Origin of the sequence: Arthrobacter oryzae (assembly GCF_031454875.1) — a bacterium.
Lineage (GTDB): Bacteria > Actinomycetota > Actinomycetes > Actinomycetales > Micrococcaceae > Arthrobacter > Arthrobacter oryzae_D.
The window spans coordinates 1-22,479 of sequence record NZ_JAVDRQ010000010.1 but is presented as its reverse complement, the minus strand read 5'-3'; the positions used below and the strand labels follow the sequence as shown (position 1 = coordinate 22,479).

Below are 22,479 nucleotides of genomic sequence, written 5' to 3'. Positions count from 1 at the left end.
CTCAGCCCACCAGTTCGTAGGCCGGCGTGGTGAGGAAGTCCGTGTAGTCCTCGGAAAGGCAGATGTCCGCGATCAGCTCACTGGCGGGGAGGTAGTACTGCGCGAAGGCTTCCTCTCCCACTTCGCCGCGGAGCTTCTCGGTTTCCTCGGTGAGGATGGTGCGGACGAGTTCACGGGTAACCGTGTTGCCGGTATCGGCCAGGACCACGCCGTTGCGGATCTGCTGCCAGACCTGTGAACGGGAGATCTCTGCCGTGGCGGCATCCTCCATCAGGTTGTGGATCGCCACTGCGCCGTTGCCCGAAATCCACACGGCCGTGTACGCCACGGCGACGTAGAGGTTCAGGCGCAGCCCGGCTTCCGTGACGGTGCCGTCAGCCGAGGCGATGTCCAGCAGCTGGTCCGCCGTGACGCTGACTTCGGGGCGCTGCTTGTCCAGCTGGTTGGGACGCTCCCCGAGGACCGAATCGAACACTTCCCGGCACACCGGCACCAGGTCCGGGTGCGCAACCCAGGAGCCGTCAAAGCCGTCGTTGGCCTCGCGCGTCTTGTCCGCACGGACCTTCTCGAACGCCTGGGCGGTGACCTCGGGTTCGCGGCGGTTGGGGATGACGGCAGCCATTCCGCCCATGGCAAAGGCGCCGCGGTGGTGGCACGTCTTGACCAGCAGTTCGGTGTAGGCGCGCATGAACGGCGCCGTCATGGCCACGGTGGCGCGGTCCGGCAGCACAAAGTCCGTTCCGGCGTCGCGGAAGTACTTGATGATGCTGAACAGGTAGTCCCAGCGGCCGGCGTTGAGGCCGGCGGCGTGGTCCCGGAGCTCGTACAGGATCTCGTCCATCTCGAACGCCGCGGGGATGGTCTCGATCAGCACGGTGGCCTTGATGGTGCCCTGCGGGATGCCCAGGAACTCCTGCGCGAAGACGAACACTTCGTTCCAGAGCCTCGCCTCAAGGTGGCTTTCCATCTTCGGCAGGTAGTAGTACGGACCGTGGCCGTTGAGGACCAGTTGCTTGGCGGTGTGGAAGAAGTGCAGCCCGAAGTCCACCAGCGCGCCCACGGTGTGCTCGCCGTCGAGCAGGAGGTGCCGCTCGTCCATGTGCCAGCCGCGGGGGCGGGCCACCACGACGGCGAGCGGCGCATCGGTGCGGAGCCGGTACTCCTTGCCCTCGGGCGAGGTGTAGCTCAGGGTTCCGGTGGCCGCATCGCGCAGGTTCAGGATCGCGTCGATGACGTTGGCCCACGTGGGCGTGCTGGCGTCCTCGAGGTCGGCCAGCCACACCTTGGCGCCGGAGTTGAGGGCGTTGATGGCCATCTTGGCCGGCGAGGCGGGGCCGGTCATTTCCACGCGGCGGTCCTGCAGCGCGGCAGGCGCCGGCGCAACCTTCCAGTCGCCCTCGCGGACATCCTTGGTTTCCGGCAGGAAATCAAGCTTTCCGGTCCGGGCTACCTGCTCGCGCTTGGCCACGCGGGCTTTGAGGAGTTCGGCGCGGGTGCCCGCAAACCGCTTGTGGAGCTCCTCGACGAAGGCCAGGGCCTTCGGGGTGAGGATTTCCTCTGCACGTGCAATCGGCTGCGGGTCTGTGACTGAGAGAGCCATTGTCCGGGTCCTTTCTAGGCTGCGAATCAGGCGTTGGCGGGTTCTAGGGTTGCGCGCTGCGCCGTAGGCTGCGCGGCGGCCTTCGCTGCGTTGGCGGCGTTTGCTACGGCACTTGCGACGTCGGCGGCAACGTGGGGGTCGAAGACGCTGGGGATGATGTAGCTGGCGTTGAGTTCATCGTCCGCCACGCGGTTGGCGATCGCCTCCGCTGCGGCCACCAGCATGTCCGGCGTGATGTCCGAGGCTCCGGCGTCCAGCAGCCCGCGGAAGAACCCCGGGAATGCCAGGACGTTGTTGATCTGGTTGGGGAAGTCGCTGCGCCCCGTAGCCACCACTGCCGCATGCTTTGACGCTACCACCGGGTCGATTTCCGGTGTGGGGTTGGCCATGGCGAATACGATCGCGTTCTGCGCCATCGCGGCGACCTGCTCCTCGCCAATCACGTGCGGTGCGCTGACGCCGATGAAGACGTCCGCCCCGACGAGTGCCTCGTGCAGGGTTCCGGAGAAGCCTTCTTCGTTGGTATTGGCCGCAATCCAGCTGCGGTGTTCGTCGCTGTATTCCGCGCCGGAGTGGATGGCGCCGGAGCGGCCGGCGGCGATGATGTGCTGCGCTCCCTGGGCCTTGAGGAGCTGGATGATGGCCGAGCCTGCGGCACCGACGCCGGACACGACGATCTTCACCTCGTCCAGTTTCTTGTCGACGACGCGCAGCGCATTGACCAGGGCGGCAAGGGTGACAATCGCGGTGCCGTGCTGGTCGTCGTGGAAGACGGGGATGTCGAGTTCATCGCGCAAGCGCTTCTCAATTTCAAAGCAGCGCGGCGCGGCAATGTCCTCAAGGTTGATGCCGCCGTAGACGGGGGCCATGGCCTTGGCGATCATGATGATTTCTTCGGTGTCCTGCGTGTCGAGGCAGACCGGCCAGGCGTCAACGTTGGCGAACTGCTTGAACAGGGCCGCTTTGCCTTCCATGACGGGCAGGGCCGCGGCCGGGCCAATGTTGCCGAGGCCCAGGACGGCTGAACCGTCGGTGAGGACGGCGATGGTGTTGCGCTTGACGGTCAGGTTGCGGGCCGCTGAGGGGTCCTCCGCGATGGCAAGGCAGACGCGGGCGACGCCGGGGGTGTAGGCGCGGGAAAGGTCGTCGCGGTTGCGAAGGGCGACCTTCGGGACGACCTCGAGCTTGCCGCCGAGGTGCATCAGGAAGGTGCGGTCGGAGACGTGCTGGACCGTGACGCCGTCGAGCGCGTTCAGGGCGTCCTTGACGCGGGCAGCGTGCTCGTCGTCGGTGGTGTTGCAGGTGACGTCCACAACCAGGGTCTCGTGGTGGGACTCGGTGACGTCCAGGGCGGTGATGGCTGCGCCGGCGGCTCCGACGGCGGCGGCCAGCTCGCTCGTCGCGGTGAAGCTCGACGGTGCTTCCACGCGCAGGGTGATCGAATTTCCGGGGCTCGGGTTCGCCATTGAATGTTCCTCCTGGTCGGGCCCCGATGCGGTGCGCACAAGGGCTTACTGCTCAATCAAATGTTTTCGTATTATGGATATTATTATCTACTTTGTGGAAATACAAGCCCTGCGCGCACATCGACGGCGGCCTGAGCGTGCTGTATCTTGGGTCTTCTAAGCAATTTTTTTCACGATGTGGATAAGAGTTGTCGGAACCGATACCGCAGGAGACCACGGTTATGGCTGAAAAAGCCCCGGGAGGCGTGCAGTCCGTTGAGCGCGTCTTCGAACTTTTGGAACTGATCACTGACGCCGGCGGAGACGTCACGCTCAGCGAGCTTTCGTCCTCCACTGATCTGCCGCTCCCCACCATCCACCGCCTGCTGCGCACCCTGGTCACCCTGGGCTACATCCGCCAGCTGCCGAACCGGCGTTATGCCCTCGGTCCGCGGCTCATCCGGCTGGGCGAAGGCGCCAACAAGCAGCTCGGAGCACTGGCCAGGCCTCAGCTCAAGTGGCTTGTGGACCGGCTGGGGGAGACGTCCAACATGGCAGTGCTGGACTCGGACATGGTGATCTACGTGGCCCAGGTGCCGTCGCTGCACTCCATGCGCATGTTCACCGAGGTAGGCCGCCGCGCCCACACCCATGCGACCGGTGTGGGCAAAGCGATCCTGGCCCAGCTTGATGACGAAACCGTCCGCGGGATCGTCCAGCGCAGCGGCATGCCGACGCCCACGCCCAAGAGCATCGGCGACATCGACTCCCTGCTCCTGGACCTGAAGCTGATCCGCGAACGCGGCTACTCCATTGACGAGGAGGAACAGGAGATCGGCGTCCGCTGCTTTGCGATGGCGGTTCCGAACGCGCCGACGCCCACGGCCATCTCCGTGTCCGGGCCGGTTTCCCGCGTGGACCAGTCCTTTGCCGAGCGCGCCGTTCCGCTGCTGCGCGAAGCAGCCCAGACGATCTCGGACGAGCTCAACCAAAGCTGACCCCGCCGTCGTTCTCTTCAGGCGGCGTCCGGGAGTGCGCGGCGGAAGCGCGAACGGACAGTTGCGGCCCTTGGGATAGGGCCGCAACTGTCCGTTCGCGCTTAACAGGCTGGAGCCTTAGTGCTCAGACTTCGATGACGACTCCACCGGGACTTCCTTGCCGTCGCAGTCGATCAGCTTGCCGTCCTCGAAACGGTCGCCGTCGGCCAGGCACTTGAGGTCCTCTTCGCGGACCACGCGCCCGGTGCCGGCCACGAACACTGACTGGTTCTCCGAGTTGCCGGCTTTCAGGTGGTTGAAGAGCAGGTTCAGGAGGATGGCCATGACGGCGGCGGAGCTGATGCCGGAGTGGAAGATGGTGCCGAACCAGGACGGGAACTGGTCGTAGAACGCCGGGGCGGCAATCGGGATCATGCCGAAACCGATGGAGGCGGCCACGATGATCAGGTTCATGTTGTTCTTGTACTCCACTTTGGCAAGTGTCCGGATGCCGCTTGCGGCAACCGTGCCAAAGAGTACGACGCCGGCGCCGCCCAGGACGGGAGTCGGCACCGCCGCGACAACACGGCCAAGAACCGGCAGCAGGCCAAGGATCACCAGAATCAGTCCGCCGGCGCTGACCACGAAGCGGCTCTTGACGCCGGTGATGGCAACAAGGCCCACGTTCTGGGCGAAGGCGCTCTGGGTGAAGGAGTTGAACAGCGGCGAGATGGCACTGGAGAGCATGTCCGCCCGGAGGCCGTCGCCGATGCGCTTGGAATCAACCTTGGTGCCCACGATCTCGCCCACCGCGATGATGTCCGCGGAGGTCTCAGTAAGGGTCACCAGGATGACGATCAGCATGGAGATGATCGCGGCGATCTCGAAAGTGGGCGGACCGAATGCGAAGGGGGTGGGGAACGCGACGATTTCGCCCTGGCCCACCTTGGAGAAGTCAGCCATGCCGAAGACGAAGGCAATCAAGGTGCCGAGCACCATGGCCAGCAGGATGGAAAGCCTGGAGATTGCGGCGCTGCCCACCTTGCTGAGCAACAGGACGATAGCCATGGTTGCCGCGGCCAGGCCGATGTTGGCCACGCTGCCGTAGTTCGGCGCCTTGCTGTTTCCGCCCATTGCCCAGTTGGCCGCGACCGGCATCAGCGTCAGGCCGATGGTGGTGATCACCGTGCCCGTGACCACCGGCGGGAAGAAACGGATGATCTTGGAAAACAGCGGGGTAATGAGCAGGCCGATCAGCGAGGCGACAATCACCGAGCCGAAGACGGCCTGGATCCCGCCGCCGCCGTGAACGATCGCCACCATGGTGGAGACGCCGGCGAAGGAGACACCCTGGACCAGGGGAAGCTGGGAGCCGAAGAACCGGATGCCGACTGTCTGGAGGATCGTGGCCAGCCCGCCAACGAAGAGGCAGGCGGCGATCAGCAGGCCAATGTCCTGCGAAGACATCCCGGCTGCTGCGCCGATGATCAGCGGCGGGGCGATGATGCCGCCATACATGGTGAGGACGTGCTGGAAGCCGTAGGCGAACGTGCTGGCGAGCGGAAGCCGCTGGTCCTCTGGACGGCCGGACTGCTTGCGGCCGGTGCCGGCCACTGCAGCGGCCGATTTCTTCTTAATGTTCATGGCAGACTTTCTTGGTGTTCATGGCAGACGTCTTTGTCTGGCTAACGGTGTCTGGCTAACAGTTTTAATCGGTGGAGCTCAGGGTGGAGCTTGGCGGGCTCGGTAGGCGAGCCGGCCCGGAGTTTTTGTCCAGATAAGGGGCGTTAGGGGGTGCCCAAGCCCCGTTATCTGGACAAAAACTCTGGGCGGGTGGCTCGCTCGGGCCGCCGCTGGTGGTGCTTTAGCAGAAGCCGGCGATGCCGGACCAGGCGATGTCCGCCGGAGCGGCGTCTTCGCGCTGGACAGTAGCCTCGATCAGGCCGTACGGGCGGTCGGCGGCAAAGAAGACCTCGTTGGGGTTGTCGAGGCCGAACGGCGAGAGGTCCACCAGGAAGTGGTGCTTGTTGGGCATTGAGAACTTGATCTCGTCGATCTCGCTGTGTGCTTCGAGGACCTTGGCGCCCATGTCGAACAGGGTCTGCTGCAGGGCGTGCGAGTACTTTTCGGTGAAGCCTTCCAGCAGGAGGCTCTTGACGTCCTCGTAGCTCTTGTTGAAATCGAGGGCGCCGAAATCGGTGTTGGCATTGAAGCGCCAGCGGGCGGAAACGTCCGTGGCCAGGATGCGGTCAGTGGTTTCCGGGAGGGTGGTGTATTTGTCCTTCGGGTATCCCACGAATCCGGACTGGGTGGACTTGAGCACCGTGAGGTCCTTGAGGCCCGAAATGAGGTGCGTTGCCGCGCCGTCGCGGACCAGCACGGCGGTGCGGACCTCCTGGCCGTTGCGCACGAAGGAGTGGTCGTGCTCCGCGCCGTGGGCCTGGATCCGGTCCCAGCTGTAGGACTCGGCTTCCCAGCGGCCGCCGGTAACCCAGTCGAAGCTGGACGTGAAGTGCTCGCCCAGGCGCAGGAGGAAGGCCTCCGGTGAGCCGACGCCTTCACGGGCAAACGCGTAGATGGTGTTCTTCTGGGTGTCGGTTGCCACGACGTGGCTGTTGTCGCCTTCGAGGTGGGCCGCCGCGAAGTCTCCGCGGAGCTGCGAGGTGACGTTGAGGTCTTCGATCTCGTGGCGGTCGGTGTCCCGGGTGATCTTGACGACCCGGACTTCGGCCTTGCCGTACTGGTTCTGGCCGAGGATGATTTTGCTGCTCATGGTCTGTTCCCAACTTCCGTGATGTGGAACCTAGGTTCCATCATTGAAATTAAGCGCGTGTTTCGCACGCGTTTCTGATGGAGCCGACCCAACAAAAAAGAGCCGGCATCCAATGACGCCAGCTCATTACGACCCTGCCTGCTGCTCCCAGGTTACGTGACCTACGCCACGAGTTGACTTAAAGCGTAGCCGAGCTTTGCCGTGGTGTACATCACTGGTCGAAAAATCCGATTGTGACCGGACCCGTTGACGTGCGGCGGTCCGCACCCTAAGCTTTTCATATAGCAAAACTTATTTTCCACTTTGCGGAAAAGCGGTATGGCCCGACGACCTCGGAGGAGGATCAGATGTACCAGCAGGACACAACGCCGGTGGCACCGGCAAACACGGCGGCACCCTCAGTCCAGGAGTTCTACCTTCCCCTCGGAGGCGGCACGGATCCGGACTTCTACCTGCCGGCGGACCGTCAGCACGTCCCCGGTCGCTTCTCGCGCTGGATCCACGGACTGCCGGGCTTCGGCGGCCAGCGTTCGTAACGGGTCTGACGACACGCATCTTCGCTGGGGACGCAGAATCGGTCTGGGGACACCCGAATTCGGGTGTCCCAGACCGATTCTGCGTCCCCAGGCCGATTGCGCGTCGCCGGGATCAGGAGCCGGGGCGGCCCGGCCACTCCTTGCCGGCCCAGGGGTCGTAGTCAGCGATGAGCTCCTCCTGCGGCGGACGCTCCGGCTCGGGGACGTGCTGCAGGTTCACCCGCACCCTGTACCAGAGCGAGCTTGATCCGCGCATTCCGTCCACGAGCACATCGGCCGGATGCAGGGCCGGGACAAGGTCCGCATGCCGCGTCTTCCACTCGTCGAGCGCCGCGAGCGCCTCCGGCTTTGTCCTGGTGCGGGCCACCTCGATGAGCGGCATCACCGACTGCCTGCGCCCGGCGCCGTCGCCACTGCGCGGGGCCTTCTCGGCGGGGCCGAGCTTGGCCGCCAGCGCGAGGAGCCCGTCGAGTGTGCCCACTGCGTCGTCGATGCCGGCGTGCGGGTCGCCCACCGCTGCGAAGCGCTCGGGTACTGTCCGCACCGTGAACTGTTCCGGCCGGGCGGAGCGGACCTCGTCCCAGGTGAGCGGCGTCGAGACGCGGGCATCGGGCAGGGGCCGTATCGAGTACGCCGACGCCACGGTGCGGTCCTTAGCGTTCTGGTTGAAGTCGACGAAAACACTCTCGCCACGTTCCTCCTTCCACCACCGCGCGGTGGCGAGTCCCGGAGCGCGGTTCTCGACTTCGCGGGCGAGGGTCTCGGCGGCGAGCCGCACGTCGCGGTAGGACCACTCCGGAGCGATACGCACCAGGATGTGGAGTCCGCGCGATCCGCTGGTCTTCGGCCACCCCACGAGCCCGACGTCGTCGAGCACCTCCCGCGCGACGTAGGCGACATCGACGATCTGGGACCAGTCAACTCCCGGCATCGGGTCGAGATCCACCCGGAGCTCGTCGGGGTGCTCGAGGTCCTCGGCGCGGACGGGATGCGGGTTGAGGTCCAGGCAGCCAAGGTTCACCACCCACGCCAAGCCCGCAGCATCCCGGATGACGGCCTCCTCGGCCGACGTCCCCGACGCGTAGTGCAGCGTCGTGGTGTCGATAAAGTCGGGGTGGTTTTCAGGCACGCGCTTCTGGAAGAACGGCTCGGCGTCGATGCCCTTCGGGAAGCGTTTGAGCACCATGGGCCTGCCGGCGGCGCCGCGCAGCGCACCCTCCGCGACGGCGAGGTAGTAGCGCACCAGGTCGAGCTTCGTCAGCCCCTGCTCGGGGAACACCACCTTGTCCGGACTGGAGATGCGTACCTCGGTGCCGGCAATGTCGAGGATCTCGGCCGGCGTCTTCGACGGGTTCATGCCGCCACGCTAGCAACGATCAGATGCCGCAGCATAGGCCCCGTTTCGACGGTTCCCCGCAGGTACGACGTCGCCGGACGTCGTGTGCGCAGGGAACCGTCGAATCGGCGGAGGAGGTCCTAGCCGTTCACCAGCTTCCGCGCCGCGGCTGAGTGCTCGGCGATCAGCCCGGCAACATCGAGCCCCGGAATCTGCCCGTCCACCACACGCCACTGCCCGCCCACCATGACCCGGTCTGCCCGGTCCGCCGCGCACAGCAGCAGGGCGGCGAGGGGGTCGTGGCTGCCGGAGAACCGCAGGTCGTCCAACCGGAAAAGCGCCAGGTCCGCCTGCATCCCCGGCGCCAGCTGCCCAAGATCGGGGCGGCCCAGCACGGCTGCGGAGCCGCGGGTTGCCCACCCCAGTGCCCGCTCCACCGGAACGGAAGCCCCGTAGCGGAGCCGCTGCAGGTACAGCGCCTGCCGCGCCTCGAGGATCATGTTCGAGGCATCGTTCGACGCCGATCCGTCCACTCCCAGCCCCACGGGAACGCCCGCGTCCTCCAGCTCCAGGACCCGCGCAGTGCCCGAGGCCAGCCTCATGTTGGAGGTGGGGCAATGGGCGACGGCGGTGCCGGCGGCTCCCAGCCGGGCGATCTCGGCGTCACTCAAATGGATGCCGTGGCCCAGCCAGGTCCTGTCCGTCAGCCAGCCCACGCTGTCCAGGTAGTCCACGGTTCGCAGGCCAAACATCTCCCGGCAGAAGTCTTCCTCGTCCAGGGTCTCGGCGAGATGGGTGTGCAGCCGTACGTCATGCCGTTCCGCGAGGACAGCGCTTTCGGCCATGATCTCCTTCGTTACCGAAAACGGCGAGCACGGGGCCAGGGCCACCTGGATGACGGCGCCGTCGCCCCGCTCGTGGTACTCGCGGATGAGCCGTTCGCTGTCCGCCAGGATCACCTCCGGCGCCTGGACGGTGGACTGCGGCGGCAGCCCGCCGTCGTCCTCTCCGAGTGTCATGGAACCGCGGGTGAGGGTTGCCCGCATCCCCAGCTCCCGCACAGCCCGGACCTCAATGTCGATGGCGTCCTCCATGCCGTCGGGGAAGAGGTAGTGGTGGTCCGCGGCCGTGGTGCAGCCGGAGAGCAGCAGCTCCGCGAGGGCAACGGTGGTGGCCAGTTCCAGGTCCCGCGGCTTGAGGCGCGCCCAGACCGGGTACAGGTTCTGGAGCCAGGGAAACAGCGGGGCGTTGGCCACCGGGCCCCAGGCCCGGGTAAGCGTTTGGTAGAAGTGGTGGTGCGTGTTGATGAGGCCCGGCAGCAGGACATGCGCTGAGGCGTCGAACGTCTCCTGGCAAGGGGATGAGGGCAGTTGGCCCGCGGCGAGGACTTCCGTGATGATTCCGCCGCTGACCACGATGCCGCCGGAGGCGTCCAGGGTGTTGGCGGTGAAGGCCGCGAGCGGATAACGGATCCAGAGCCGGGAAGTGGAAGGGTGCGTGGACATGCAGGCGCTCCTGTCTGAGTGTGCGGTTGTAATGCCAGCTCAGTGAAGGCCTGTCTGCTGATCCAGGCGTCCGGCGGCGAGCGCCGGTTGGGCTTCAGCGTAGGACCGCGCGAACCGCCGCGTCAACGCGCCGAAGTGAACCCGCGGGTTGTGACAACTTGGACATCTAAATTTCACACCACGAAATTAACTTTCCAAAACCTATGGCGCAGCTCACGTTCCAGTGCTAATCTCGATTTTGCCAAAGGCGGGCCCCCGGACTCCGGGGAAGCTATCTACCAGGCGCAACTTAACCTTCAAAAGCACATGCTGAAGCCTGGTAACCGTCGCATCTGGCCCTTTCGTTCCACCTCGGCGTACCGGCTTCCAAGCAAAGGGAGTCGCATCATGAGTACCACCGTCACGGCCCAGGAATTCCTGGCCAAATCCATCGAGTTGGCCACGGCCAACGTCCTGAACAGCGGCGGTCCGTTTGGCGCCGTCGTTGTCACGGCAGACGGAAAAACGTTCGACGGCGTCAACCGCGTCACCGCCACGAACGACCCCACAGCCCACGCCGAAGTCACCGCCATCCGCCGGGCGTGCAGCGAACTTGGCACGTTCGACCTCACCGGAGCCACCCTCTACACCAGCTGCGAGCCGTGCCCCATGTGCCTGGCCTCGGCACTGTGGGCCCGGGTGGAGCGCGTGGTGTTCGCCGCCGACCGGCACGACGCCGCCTCCGTCGGCTTCGACGACGCCGTGTTCTACGAGTACTTCGAAAACGACCAGCGGGACGCGCTGATGCCGGTGGCCAAGCTGGAACTCGAGGACCCCCAGGCGCCTCCGGTCCTCCAGCCGTTCAACACCTGGAACACGCTCGACTCCAGGATTGACTACTAGGGCCGGTGGCTGACATGACAATCCTGGACACCACCTCCGAAGAGCGGCAGCAGCCTGCCGCCCCCAAGCGCCCGCAGCCGTCCAATGCCTTCCTGGACCGTTTCTTCGAGATCACCAAACGCGGTTCCACCCTGGCCCGCGAGGTCCGCGGCGGCCTGGTCACGTTCTTCACCATGGCCTATATCGTCATCCTCAATCCGCTGATCCTTGGCGGCTTCAGCGCGGACAACGCCCCCACCGACGTTGCCGGGGGCTGGCTGTCCGCAGCGCAGGTGGGCGCCGTCACCGGCCTCACCGCCGGCGTGATGACCATCCTGTTCGGACTGATCGCCAACCTGCCCTTCGGCCTCGCGGCGGGCCTGGGCATCAACTCCTTCCTGGCAGTGGCCGTCATCCAGGAAGTCACCTGGGCCGAGGCCATGGGCCTGGTGGTCATCAACGGCATACTGATCGTCCTCTTCGGCGTCACCGGCGCGCGGACAGCCATCTTCCGCGCCGTGCCCAAGGAGCTGAAGGCCGCCATCACGGTGGGCATCGGCCTGTTCATTGCGTTCATTGGATTCGTTGACTCCGGCTTTGTCCGGGCCACGACGGCGGGCCCTCCGGTCCAGCTGGGCGACAACGGTTCCATCACCTCGGTTCCCACCCTGGTGTTCATTGTGGGCCTGCTGGTCATGGGTATCCTCGTGGCCCGGAAGGTCCAGGGCGGCCTGCTGATCGGCATCGTGGCCACCACCGTGCTGGCGGCCATCGTCGAAGCAGTCATGAAGATCGGCCCCGGCAGCGCGAGCAACCCCGGCGGCTGGCACCTGAACACTCCTGTCCTCTCCGGCCAGCTGGTGTCCGCTCCGGACCTTTCCCTCGTGGGGCAGTTCGACCTGTTCGGCGCCTTCGGCAGGATCGGTGCGCTGGCGGCCGTGATGCTGGTGTTCACGCTGGTGTTCACCAACTTCTTCGACGCCATGGGCACCATGACCGGCCTGGCCAAGAGCGCCGGCGTGGCGCACAAGGACGGCACGTTCCCCCGGCTGAAGTCCGCCTTCATCGTCGAAGGCCTGGGAGCCGTCGCAGGCGGAGCCACCTCGGGTTCGTCCAACACGGTGTACATCGATTCCGCTGCGGGCATCGGGGAAGGCGCCCGCACCGGACTGGCCTCCGTGGTCACGGGCGTCCTGTTCCTGGGCTCAATGTTCCTGACCCCGCTCACGTCGGTGGTGCCCCTGGAAGTGGCCGCCGCAGCCCTGGTAGTGGTCGGCGCCATGATGATGGCCCAGATCCGCGAAATCAAATTCAGCAAGTTCTCCGTGGCGCTGCCGGCCTTCCTGACTATCGTCACCATGCCGCTGAGCTACTCCATCGCCAACGGCATCGGCGTCGGCTTCATCTCCTGGGCAGTCATCAGTGCCTGCTCCGGGAAAATCCGGAAGGTGCACCCGCTGATGTGGGTGGTCACGGCCGGCTTCCTGGTGTACTTCGCCCGCGGTCCCATCAACGCCCTCCTCGGCGCGTAGGGACCTCCGCGCTGGGCCCCCCCGGGGTCCCATACAGACCGGACCGGGGCTGGCAGATGGGGCCGGCCCCGGTCCTCCAAACTGCTGATCGCCAAACTGCTGATCCGCCAAACTGCAACCCAACTGACGCAGGCGCCGCTACCGCCGGTGCTTCCGCCGGCGCAGGATAGGAAAGAGAATATGGACACCATCGCCGCACAGGAAAAGGGAGTGCAGCAATGCTGGATCTGATGCCTTCACTGAAGGAGTGGCAGCCCGCCGCCACCGGCCAGCGCTGCGCCGTGGCCACCGTAGTGGGCGCCGGCGGATCCGTGCCAAGGCCGCTTGGCACGTCCATGCTCGTGTCCGAGGCCGGCGAAGTCCTGGGCAGCCTGTCCGGCGGCTGCGTTGAAGGCGCCGTCGTGGAGGCGGCGCTGGCGGCAATGCACGACGGCGGCACCCGCCGCGAGTTTTTCGGCTACAGCGCCGAGGACGCGTTCGCCGTCGGACTCACCTGCGGCGGGGAGCTGGAGATCCACATCGAGCCGCTCGGCTCGGCCCCGGGCGGCCTCCGGCTGGAGAACCTGCAGGCGCTCGCCGGCCACGCGCCTGCCAGTGCCCTGGCACTGATCCGCAGGGTGGACGCCCACGGCGGCGGCGCCGTCGTGATCCCCGACCCGGCATCCTTCCTGGTGGCGTCTTCCGCCGAACTCGCCGCACTGCTGGGACTGGCCTCTCTTGGGGCGCCGGCTGCCGGACGGCTGCTGCTGGCGGCCGCTGCGCAGCTGGAACCCCTGCTGCGCGGGGGCCGGACCGGGCTCGTCAGGCTCGCCCCACCGGAGGGCTGCCTTTCCGGCACTGCCGTGCCACACGGCCACGCCACGAACCCAGACGTCAACCCCGAGCCCATTACCCTGCTCGTGGAGAGCCGCCTTCCGCCGGCCCGCCTGCTGATCTTCGGCGCCAACGACTTCGGTGCAGCCCTGCTGCCCGCCGCCCAGCTGCTGGGCTACCACGTGACGCTGTGCGATGCCCGGCCGGCCTTCGCGGGCCAGTCGCGGTTCGCGGGCGCCGACCAGGTGGTCACCGCCTGGCCGCACCGCTACCTGGCGGAGGAAGCAGCGGCAGGGCGCATCGACGCCCGGACCGTGGCCTGCGTCCTGACCCACGATCCCAAGTTCGACATCCCGCTGCTGGAAACGGCGCTGGGCCTGGACCTGGCCTTTGTGGGCGCCATGGGATCGCGCCGCAGCCACCGGCAACGCGTCGATTCGCTGCTTGCCGCCGGGGTTACGGCCGAGGCCCTGTCCCGGCTGCATTCGCCCATCGGACTGGACCTCGGCGCCGTGACCCCCGCGGAGGTGGCCGTGTCCATCACCGCCGAGCTTGTGGCCAGCCGCAGCAGTTCCGGCGGCGCACCCGTGCGGGCATCGTCGCTGAAAGACGGCACCGGCCCCATTCACACCGTCAACACCGCGCAACACCAGGAGACCCCATGGACATGAACACCATCGAGGCCGTGATCCGCACCGAGGACCCGGCCGACTGGCGCGACGGGGACGCCTGGCTCGCCGGCGGAACGGTCCTCTTCTCGTACGGGAGCTTCGCGTTCGGCAAGGAACCGCTCCGCCGGCTGCTGGACCTCGGCGCAGCCGGCTGGCCCGCCGCCACAGTCACTGAAACCGGCATCGAGCTGGCGGCAACCTGCACCGTGGCGGAGCTCTATGCGCTGCCTTCCTCCGACGTTTTGGGGGAGCGGGCAGCGGCCTGGCCTGCCCTGGACCTTGTCCGTCCGTGCTGTGATTCGTTCGTGGCCTCCTTCAAGGTGTGGAACATGTCCACCGTGGGCGGCAACCTCTGCACGTCGCTCCCCGCCGGCCCCATGATTTCCCTGTGTGCCGCCCTCGACGGCGAGGCCAAAGTGCTCGGTCCGGGCGGCGCACAGCGCACCGTGCCGGTGGCCGACTTCGTCACCGGGGATGGAAAGAACTGCCTGGCGCCCGGCGAACTCCTGCGCAGCATCCATCTTCCGGCGTACGCCCTTGCCGCCCGCGTGGCATTCCGCCGCCTCTCGCTCAGCAACCTGGGCCGGTCCGGGGTCCTCCTGATTGGAAGGCTCGACGCCGACGGCACCCTGGTCCTCACGGTCACCGCCGCCACCAAACGCCCCGTCCAGCTGCGCTTTCCGGCTCCGGCGGGGGATGCTCAGTCCGGCGCTGCGTCGTCGGCCGCTGCCCTCGTGGATGCGCTCGATGCCGCCATTCCGGCGGAGCTGTACCACGACGACATCCACGGCCTGCCGGAATGGCGGCAGGACATGACATACCGCCTCGCGGAGGAAATCCGGGCTGAACTGGAGGCCCCGGCCGGCCTTCCGCCCGCCCGCGTCTCCGGGGATTTCTGGCCGCCGCCGCAGACATCAGCGCAGCAAACACCGCCACAGCAACGCCCGGTGCACCGCACTTCAATGCAGCGCAACACCCAGCACACGGCTTCATCGCAGGCTTCGTCTCAGCAGAAAGGGGCCTGAGCATGGCCAATAACACCACCATCGAAATCAACGGCGTTCCGGCGGCAGCTGAGCCGCGCCCCGGCCAGTGCCTGCGCACGTTCCTGCGGGAGCAGGGAAACTTCGGCGTCAAAAAGGGCTGCGACGGCGGCGACTGCGGAGCCTGCACGGTCCACGTGGACGGCACCCCCGTGCACAGCTGCATCTACCCGGCCGTGCGGGCCGAAGGGCACGCCGTCACCACCGTCGAGGGCCTTGCCCGAACCTGCGGATCGTTCGAAGGAACCGGCAACGGCACCGACGCCGTCGGAACCAACGGCACCCTCCATCCCATGCAGCAGCAGTTCCTGGACCGCCAGGGATTCCAGTGCGGATTCTGCACCGCCGGCATGGTGATGACGGCCGCCACGTTCGACGAGCAACAGCTGGAAAACCTGCCCCGCAACCTCAAGGGCAATCTCTGCCGCTGCACCGGGTACCGGGCCATCGAGGATGCCGTCTGCGGCCTTGAAGGACACCCGGACCCCGAAGGTCCGGGGTCAGGGATCGCCGGCGAGGGCCAGCCGGATCCCCGGCCGGGTCAGCTCGGCGACGACGTGCCCGCCCCCGCGAGCCTGGCCGTCGTGACAGGAAAGGCCCGCTACACCCTGGATGTGCCCGCGGACGAGCTGCAAGGGCTGCTGCACCTGAAGCTCCTGCGTTCGCCGCACGCCCACGCCCGGGTGCTCTCCATCGACTCAACCGCGGCCCTGGAAATCCCCGGTGTGGTGGCGGTCTTCACCCATGAGGACGCCCCGGCCCAGCTGTTCTCCACCGCTCAGCACGAGCTCTTCACCGACGACCCGGACGATACCCGCGTCCTGGACGATGTGGTCCGCTTCATCGGGCAGAAGGTTGCCGCCGTCGTCGCCGATTCCGTGGCCGCCGCGGAAGCCGGCGTGCGTGCCCTCAGGGTCGAGTACCAGGTGCTGGACGCCGTTTTCACCCCCGAGGAAGCGATGCGGCCGGGTGCACCGGCCGTCCATGGCGGGAAGGACGCAGCGATTGCGCGCATCAGCCGGCCGGAACAGAACGTCGTGGCGGAGCTGCATTCCGAACTCGGCAGCGTTGCCGACGGGTTTGCCGAGTCGGACTTCATCCACGAACAGACGTACCGCACGCAAAGGGTGCAGCACACCGCGCTGGAAACGCACGCCGCCATCGCGTCCGTGGACCCTGACGGCCGGCTCCAAATCCGCACGTCCAGCCAGGTGCCCTTCCTGGTCCGGCGCACCCTTTCCCGGGTCTTCGACATGCCGGAAGAGCAGATTCGCGTGGTGGCCGGACGGGTGGGAGGCGGCTTCGGCGGGAAACAGGAGGTGCTCACCGAGGACGTGGTGGCTATGGCGGCGATGAAGCTGAAGCGGCCTGTGCAGCTCGAATTCACCCGGACGGAGCAGTTCACGTCCGCCACCACCCGGCATCCGTTCACCATCCATCTCAAAGCCGGCGCCAGCAGGGACGGCCGGCTCACCGCGCTGCAGCTGGACGTGCTGACCAACACCGGGGCCTACGGCAACCATGCTCCGGGCGTGATGTTCCACGGCTGCGGCGAATCGCTGGGCGTTTACAAGTGCGCCAACAAGAAGGTGGACGCCCACGCGGTGTACACCAACACGGTTCCCTCCGGCGCGTTCCGGGGCTACGGCCTGAGCCAGATGATCTTCGCGATCGAGTCCGGCATCGACGAGCTTGCCACCGGGATCGGCATGGATCCGCTGGAGTTCCGCCGCCGCAACATGGTCCTCGAAGGCGACGACATGCTCTCCACGCATTCCGAACCTGAAGAGGACGTGCACTACGGAAGCTACGGGCTGGACCAGTGCACCCGGCTGGTGCAGGACGCGCTGGCCCGCGGGCTCGAACGCTACCGGGCCGCCGGGCTGGATGACCTGGGCCCGGACTGGGTCACGGGGGAGGGGACGGCGCTGTCAATGATCGACACCGTCCCGCCGCGCGGCCATTTTGCCCACTCCAAGGTCCGGCTCCTTCCGGACGGAACGTACGCGGCCGACGTCGGGACCGCCGAATTCGGCAACGGCACCACCACCGTGCACGCGCAGCTCGCGGCCACCGCCCTGTCCACCACGGCGGGGCGCGTCACCGTGCGGCAGTCGGACACGGACCTGGTGCAGCATGACACAGGCGCCTTCGGCTCGGCCGGAACGGTGGTGGCCGGAAAGGCCACGCTGGCCGCGGCCGAAGAGCTCGCGGTCCGCATCCGCGCGTTCGCCGCCGGCATCCGGCAGATCCAGTCCTCCGGCTGCGTGATGGAGGAGGACGCCGTGGTCTGCGAGGGGACCAGGGTGCCGCTGACGGACCTTTACGACGCCGCCGAAGCGGCCGGCGTCGAGCTTGCCACCGAAGGGCACTGGGGCGGGACACCCCGCTCGGTCGCGTTCAATGTCCAGGGCTTCCGTGTGGCGGTCAACACCGGAACCGGGGAACTGAAGATCCTGCAGAGCGTCCAGGCGGCGGACGCGGGTGTGGTGGTCAACCCGCGGCAGTGCCGCGGCCAGATCGAAGGCGGGATCGCCCAGGCCCTCGGCGCCGCGCTGTACGAGGAAGTCAGGGTGGACGACGGCGGGAAGGTCACCACGGACATCCTGCGGCAGTACCACATCCCCACCTTCGCGGACGTGCCCCGCAGCGAGGTGTATTTCGCCGAAACCAGCGACAAGATGGGCCCGCTGGGGGCCAAGTCGATGAGCGAGAGCCCGTTCAATCCGGTGGCTCCGGCGCTGGCGAATGCCATCCGGAATGCCACAGGCGTGCGGTTCGCCGAGCTGCCCATCGCGCGCGACAAGATCTACCTGGGACTGAAGGAAGCGGGCATGGCCTCGCGTTTGGAGAGCGCCAACGGCCTATAGCGGCGCGGGGAGGCTACCAGAGAACGGTGGCAAACATCGTGACGCCGCCGGCCCCGAAGAGCACCATCATCAGGCCTGTGGACATCAGGCCTTTGGCAACGACCAGGACCGGCTGCGTGGATTCGGCAGGGTTGGCCGGGTTGAACAGCACCGGAATGGCGGTTCCGATGATCGCCTGGTCGAAGCCGTAGATGTCCGACTGGCCCAGCCAGCGCTTGCCCGTCGAGTCGGTGAATTCGTAAGTCGGGGCGAAACGGTTCCTGCCGTTGCTGCCGGGTCCGTCCGTGCCATGGAGGTTGCCTGTGACCATGGCCGAGGTGCGTGACCACTTGGACACGGCACGGCGCCGTCGCAGGGATGGGGCCAGCGAGAGGCCTATCAGGATCAGGCCGACCACCAGGAACATGCCCGGCACCACCACGAAGATCAGTTTGATGGAGTCCATGGTTCAGCCTGTGAGGACGCCGATAAAGACGAACATGCCCATAAGGATCGCGGCGAAGACAGCAGCCGCAATGCCGAGCACCGTAGTGGTTCCGTTCTGGACCTGGAACGACTGGACGGGATTCATTGGGTTGTAGGCCACCTCGACGAACGATCCGGGCATCGGCGGGTTGGCGTTTGAAACCTCCGATTCGCCGGCAAAGAGGGTCCCGTACGGGTCCGCGAACTGGTAGGTGGCGAAGAAGCGCCGGCTCCTCGGTCCGCTGCCGGCGCCGTTGCTCCAGCCTGCAACGCTGCCGGTGACCGTGGCCCGCGCCTTTGGCCAGCTTGCTATCAGTTTTTCGTGGCGCATCGATTTACGATACTGATGGATCAGCGTCAGCGTGATGCCGACGGCAAACAGCGCCCAGACGGCGTACAAAACGATTCTCAAGCTATTCCCCCGGTCGAGTCACCAAGAAGTATGCCATCCCGGCTCGCACCGGACCGAAGCCGACGGCATATAGTCGGATGATGGAACAGCGCATTTTAGGCAAGACCGGACGGAACGTCTCCATTGTCGGACTCGGAACCTGGCAGCTGGGTGCGGACTGGGGCAACGTGGATCCCGCGCAGGCACGGGACATCCTGGCTGCGTCCGTGGAAGCGGGTGTCACGTTCTTCGACACCGCGGACGTCTACGGCGACGGCCGCAGCGAGCAGGCCATCGGCGCATTCCTGGCGGATAACCCCGGCCTGGATATCACTGTGGCCACCAAGATGGGCCGCAGAATGGAGCAGCAGCCGGAGAACTACAACCTCGCCAACTTCCGCGAGTGGACGGACCGGTCCCGGCGGAACCTGGGAACGGAGCAGCTGGACCTGGTGCAGCTGCACTGCCCGCCCACCGAGGTCTACAGCAACGCCGAGGTCTATGACGCACTGGACACCCTCGTGGCGGACGGTGCCATCCGGAACTACGGCGTCAGCGTGGAGCGGACAGACGAAGCCCTCGAAGCCATCCGGCACGAAGGCACCGCCACGGTGCAGATCATCCTCAACGCCTTCCGGCTCAAGCCGCTGGACCTGGTGCTGCCCGCGGCCGAGGCGGCCGGGGTAGGCATCATCGCCAGGGTTCCCCTCGCCTCGGGCCTGCTATCCGGCAAATACACCGCGGATACCTCCTTCGCGGCGGACGACCACCGGAATTTCAACCGCGACGGCTCATCGTTCGACGTCGGAGAGACCTTCTCCGGCGTGGACTTCGGGCAGGGGCTCAAAGCGGTGGCAGAGTTCGAGGAACTGGTGCCCGACGGCGTCAGCACCGCCCAGGCGGCCATCGCCTGGATCGCCGCCCAGGACGGTGTCAGCACGGTGATCCCGGGCGCACGGAACGTGGACCAGGCCCGCTCCAACGCCGCCGCGGCGGGCGTCACCGGCATTGACGCAACGTTCGACGTCGGGGTCCGGGAAATCTACGACCGCTACTTCCGCGATTCGATCCACCCGCGCTGGTAGGCGGTCTCCTGGCGGGGGACATGCGTGCCTGAGGTTGCGGGACCAATTGGGGCTGATCAGTCCGCCGGATACCAGACCCGCTCGCCGTCGACGCGTGCGAAGGACGTCAGGGTGTGGGGTTTGGCGGTCTTTTCCGTCATGATGTCCAGCACCTCGACGTTCCGGACCACCAGCGCGTCACCGATCAGTGAGCGGTGGCAGCGCCACGGCACGGCTTCCGCGCACATGATGGCAGCATTGTTGCTCCGCCCACGTTCCAGCAGCTGGTCGATGGCTGCTGAGAACTCTTCGGTCTGCATGAAGTCCGCGTAGCCCCGGAACGACGCGTTGCGCCAGGCACTGTTGGGACTGTCCTTGCGGGCGTGCCGCAGTCCGCCGAGGGATTGCATCCGCCGGTAAGTGATTCCGCGGGCACGCAGGCTCGCCGCCAAGGCATCCTCATTGAACTGCGGATTGTGCCGCGACTTCGGGACGGTGCGCACATCGATCAGCTTCTTCACGCCGTGGGCCTTCAGGACGCCGATGAATTCCTCGATGGGATGAGTGGAGTGGCCCACCGTGAAGATGGTCATGTCCGTCATGCCCCAATGCTATGGCGGCGGCTGCCAAAGCGGCGATGACGCGGGAGCCCGGGGGCATCTTGGCGCGAACTGGCAGATAATGGCCTCAAACCGGGCGTTTGACATCGTTAGCTGCCAGTTCGTGCTTCGAAGGGGGACGTGCGTGACCACACCATCCATCAGCGCGTTCGTTGACCAGCTCTCGGCCGTAGCCACACGGCCAGCGTGCAACAACTTCTTCGATCACACCACTCCGGCCAATGCGCAGCGCCGCCGGAACCTGGGCCTCTACCTGCAGGAAATGCTGGACCGCTCCCCGAAGGTGCTGCTGGTGGGGGAAGCCCCCGGCTTCAGGGGAATGCGGATCACCGGCGTTCCCTTCACCAACCGCACCATGTTCGAGGGGCCGGCGAACCACTTCGGGTTGTTCGGGCCGGGAAAAGGCTACGTGTTGCCGGCGGAGGCTGAGGGCGTCGCGTCCGAGCCGACCGCGACAGTGATGTGGCAGGTACTGGCCGAGCTGGAATTCCTGCCTGTGCTGTGGAGTGCCTGCCCCTGGCATACGCATGTGCCGGGACGGCCGCTGTCCAACCGCACGCCGACTGCCCCCGAAGCAGCCCTGGGTACTCCGTTCTGGCAGGCACTGATGGAGCTGTTTCCCGTCGAAACCGTTGTGGCCGTGGGTAATGTGGCCCACCGCAGCCTGCAACGGAGCGGCCTGGACGTGCCGAAAATCAGGCATCCCGCCCACGGCGGCAGGTCCGGCTTCAAGCGCGGACTGGAGGAGCTGCTTTCAGCGGGGGTGCGGCAGTAGGGCAGCCTCCGGCCAAGGGGCCGGGCCTTGGGTCTGGCCTAGCCGAGCAATCGCAGCTGGTCCGGAGTATCCAGGTCTTCGCCGCCGGACTGGTCGCTGCAATCCACCAGGTCGATGAGTTCCGGGTGGGCCTGCAGGAAAAGCCGGGCACCGGCGTCGCCCGTTGCTGATTCGGCCGCTTCCGCACGCAAAGTGACGTCCAGCAGCAGCGGATGGCCGCGCCGGAGGGTGCCGCCCGGTCCGCGGTAGGCGGCGGCGGTCACCCGGCCCGGCCGGTGCGCTGCCAGCACGCGGGCCACCGTTTCCGGGGTCAGGCCGGGCTGGTCCACCAGGGCCATCAGCACATGGTCCTCAGCTGCCGCCGCGGCAATTCCCCGCCGGAATGAACTGCCCATTCCGGACTGCCAGTCCGGGTTATCGATGACGGTGTGCAGGGTCAGCTTGGTGGTTTCGCGGACTTTGGCCGCCTCGGCCCCGAGGACGACCACCACGTCGCGGCAGCCGCCGTCGAGCAGCACACCGGCGAGCACTTCCACCAGGGTCCGGCCGCGGAACGGCAGCAGGGCTTTGGGCCCGAGCCCCAGGCGGGTGCCCGCCCCGGCGGCGAGCAGCACCGCCGTCGTCCGCGGTGCATTCAAGTCAGCCATCGCCCCAGCCTATCCACCCCAAAGGCGGCTGACGGCGGTGCCCCAAAGGGACACCGCCGTCAGCTGTCGAACGAACAGGCCCGTCAGGCGTCGCCACCCGCGCCGCCGGTGGTGCCGGCGTTGACGTCCAGGAGCTTGTAACGGTCCATGGCGTACGACGGCGCCCCCGCCTCCACCTCGCCCCTCGCCGCGAGCAGCTGCAGCGTCTTCACCACGATGGAGTGGGTGTCGTTCTTGAAGAAGCGCCGTGCCGCGGCGCGGGTGTCGGAGAAGCCGAAGCCGTCCGCACCGAGCGAAGCGAACTGGTGGGGCAGGAACTGGCGGATCTGGTCCGGGACGGCCTTCATGTAGTCCGAAACCGCCACGACGGGCCCCTGCGCATCGGCCAGCTGCCGGGCCACAAACGGGACCCGTGCCGGTTCGCCGGGGTTCAGGAAGGCTTCCTCCTCGGCGGCGAGGCCGTCGCGGCGCAGTTCGTTCCAGGACGTGACGGACCAGACGTCCGCGGAGACGCCCCAGTCCTCGGCCAGGATCCGCTGGGCTTCCAGCGCCCAC

20 protein-coding genes are annotated in these 22,479 nt (G+C 66.8%); 9 read left to right on the top strand and 11 right to left on the bottom strand.

Annotation, left to right across the window (positions count from 1 at the left end):
• Position 1: 1 nt before the first annotated feature.
• Together aceB and J2805_RS17655 are read right to left on the bottom strand one after the other, a co-directional pair.
• Positions 2-1,600, bottom strand: coding sequence for a malate synthase A (aceB, locus tag J2805_RS17660; RefSeq protein ID WP_309978524.1), 1,599 nt, complete (start codon positions 1,598-1,600; stop codon positions 2-4).
• A gap of 26 nt (positions 1,601-1,626) precedes the next feature.
• Entirely contained in the window at positions 1,627-3,066 is a 1,440-nt protein-coding gene (locus J2805_RS17655) for an NAD-dependent malic enzyme (RefSeq protein ID WP_309978522.1), read from the bottom strand.
• A gap of 221 nt (positions 3,067-3,287) precedes the next feature.
• On the opposite strand from J2805_RS17655, the gene J2805_RS17650 reads away from it, so the two are divergent.
• Positions 3,288-4,043: an IclR family transcriptional regulator gene (locus J2805_RS17650; RefSeq protein WP_309978520.1), complete on the top strand. Its 756-nt coding sequence runs from the start codon at positions 3,288-3,290 to the stop codon at positions 4,041-4,043.
• Positions 4,044-4,160: 117 nt separating this feature from the next.
• Here J2805_RS17650 and J2805_RS17645 read toward each other — a convergent pair whose 3' ends face one another.
• Together J2805_RS17645 and pucL are read right to left on the bottom strand one after the other, a co-directional pair.
• Positions 4,161-5,666: a nucleobase:cation symporter-2 family protein gene (locus tag J2805_RS17645; RefSeq protein WP_309978518.1), complete on the bottom strand. Its 1,506-nt coding sequence runs from the start codon at positions 5,664-5,666 to the stop codon at positions 4,161-4,163.
• A gap of 220 nt (positions 5,667-5,886) precedes the next feature.
• Complete coding sequence (pucL, locus tag J2805_RS17640) at positions 5,887-6,795, bottom strand: factor-independent urate hydroxylase (RefSeq protein ID WP_309978515.1); 909 nt, start codon at positions 6,793-6,795, stop codon at positions 5,887-5,889.
• A 347-nt stretch (positions 6,796-7,142) separates the two neighbouring features.
• Here pucL and J2805_RS17635 point away from each other — a divergent pair, with 347 nt between their 5' ends.
• Positions 7,143-7,331, top strand: a complete 189-nt coding sequence (locus J2805_RS17635) for a hypothetical protein (RefSeq protein ID WP_309978513.1) — start codon at positions 7,143-7,145, stop codon at positions 7,329-7,331.
• A 112-nt stretch (positions 7,332-7,443) separates the two neighbouring features.
• On the opposite strand, the gene ligD is transcribed toward J2805_RS17635, so the two are convergent.
• Together ligD and J2805_RS17625 are read right to left on the bottom strand one after the other, a co-directional pair.
• Positions 7,444-8,688 carry a non-homologous end-joining DNA ligase gene (ligD, locus tag J2805_RS17630; RefSeq protein ID WP_309978511.1) on the bottom strand — a complete coding sequence of 415 codons (1,245 nt, stop codon included), beginning with the start codon at positions 8,686-8,688 and terminating at the stop codon, positions 7,444-7,446.
• 119 nt (positions 8,689-8,807) lie between these two features.
• A complete protein-coding gene (locus tag J2805_RS17625; protein WP_309978509.1) occupies positions 8,808-10,172 on the bottom strand; it encodes an 8-oxoguanine deaminase in 1,365 nt (454 codons plus the stop codon).
• Positions 10,173-10,559: 387 nt separating this feature from the next.
• Between J2805_RS17625 and J2805_RS17620 the strand changes: the two genes are divergently transcribed.
• From J2805_RS17620 to J2805_RS17600, 5 genes are all read left to right on the top strand, one after another.
• Entirely contained in the window at positions 10,560-11,054 is a 495-nt protein-coding gene (locus J2805_RS17620) for a nucleoside deaminase (protein ID WP_309978507.1), read from the top strand.
• A 14-nt stretch (positions 11,055-11,068) separates the two neighbouring features.
• Positions 11,069-12,565 (top strand): NCS2 family permease, encoded by a 1,497-nt coding sequence (locus tag J2805_RS17615; protein ID WP_309978839.1) that lies wholly within the window; start codon positions 11,069-11,071, stop codon positions 12,563-12,565.
• Between the two features lie 218 nt (positions 12,566-12,783).
• Entirely contained in the window at positions 12,784-14,049 is a 1,266-nt protein-coding gene (locus J2805_RS17610) for an XdhC family protein (protein ID WP_309978505.1), read from the top strand.
• Positions 14,040-15,074, top strand: coding sequence for an FAD binding domain-containing protein (locus J2805_RS17605; RefSeq protein WP_309978503.1), 1,035 nt, complete (start codon positions 14,040-14,042; stop codon positions 15,072-15,074). Before J2805_RS17610 ends, J2805_RS17605 begins: the two co-directional genes overlap by 10 nt.
• Positions 15,075-15,076: 2 nt before the next feature.
• Entirely contained in the window at positions 15,077-17,962 is a 2,886-nt protein-coding gene (locus J2805_RS17600; RefSeq protein WP_309978501.1) for a molybdopterin-dependent oxidoreductase, read from the top strand.
• Between the two features lie 13 nt (positions 17,963-17,975).
• Here J2805_RS17600 and J2805_RS17595 read toward each other — a convergent pair whose 3' ends face one another.
• Positions 17,976-18,407, bottom strand: a complete 432-nt coding sequence (locus J2805_RS17595) for a DUF3592 domain-containing protein (protein ID WP_309978498.1) — start codon at positions 18,405-18,407, stop codon at positions 17,976-17,978.
• A 3-nt stretch (positions 18,408-18,410) separates the two neighbouring features.
• Entirely contained in the window at positions 18,411-18,839 is a 429-nt protein-coding gene (locus tag J2805_RS17590; protein ID WP_309978496.1) for a DUF3592 domain-containing protein, read from the bottom strand.
• Between the two features lie 80 nt (positions 18,840-18,919).
• Between J2805_RS17590 and J2805_RS17585 the strand changes: the two genes are divergently transcribed.
• A complete protein-coding gene (locus J2805_RS17585) occupies positions 18,920-19,903 on the top strand; it encodes an aldo/keto reductase (RefSeq protein WP_309978495.1) in 984 nt (327 codons plus the stop codon).
• 56 nt (positions 19,904-19,959) lie between these two features.
• Here the strand turns inward: J2805_RS17585 and J2805_RS17580 are convergent, their stop codons facing one another.
• Entirely contained in the window at positions 19,960-20,484 is a 525-nt protein-coding gene (locus J2805_RS17580; protein WP_309978494.1) for a DUF488 domain-containing protein, read from the bottom strand.
• Positions 20,485-20,626: 142 nt separating this feature from the next.
• Between J2805_RS17580 and J2805_RS17575 the strand changes: the two genes are divergently transcribed.
• Entirely contained in the window at positions 20,627-21,277 is a 651-nt protein-coding gene (locus J2805_RS17575; RefSeq protein ID WP_309978492.1) for a uracil-DNA glycosylase, read from the top strand.
• Positions 21,278-21,315: 38 nt separating this feature from the next.
• On the opposite strand, the gene nboR is transcribed toward J2805_RS17575, so the two are convergent.
• Both nboR and J2805_RS17565 read right to left on the bottom strand, forming a co-directional pair.
• A complete protein-coding gene (gene nboR, locus J2805_RS17570) occupies positions 21,316-21,924 on the bottom strand; it encodes a nicotine blue oxidoreductase (protein ID WP_309978490.1) in 609 nt (202 codons plus the stop codon).
• Between the two features lie 83 nt (positions 21,925-22,007).
• On the bottom strand, positions 22,008-22,479 hold a 472-nt coding region (locus J2805_RS17565), incomplete at its 5' end, for a transketolase-like TK C-terminal-containing protein (RefSeq protein ID WP_396134408.1).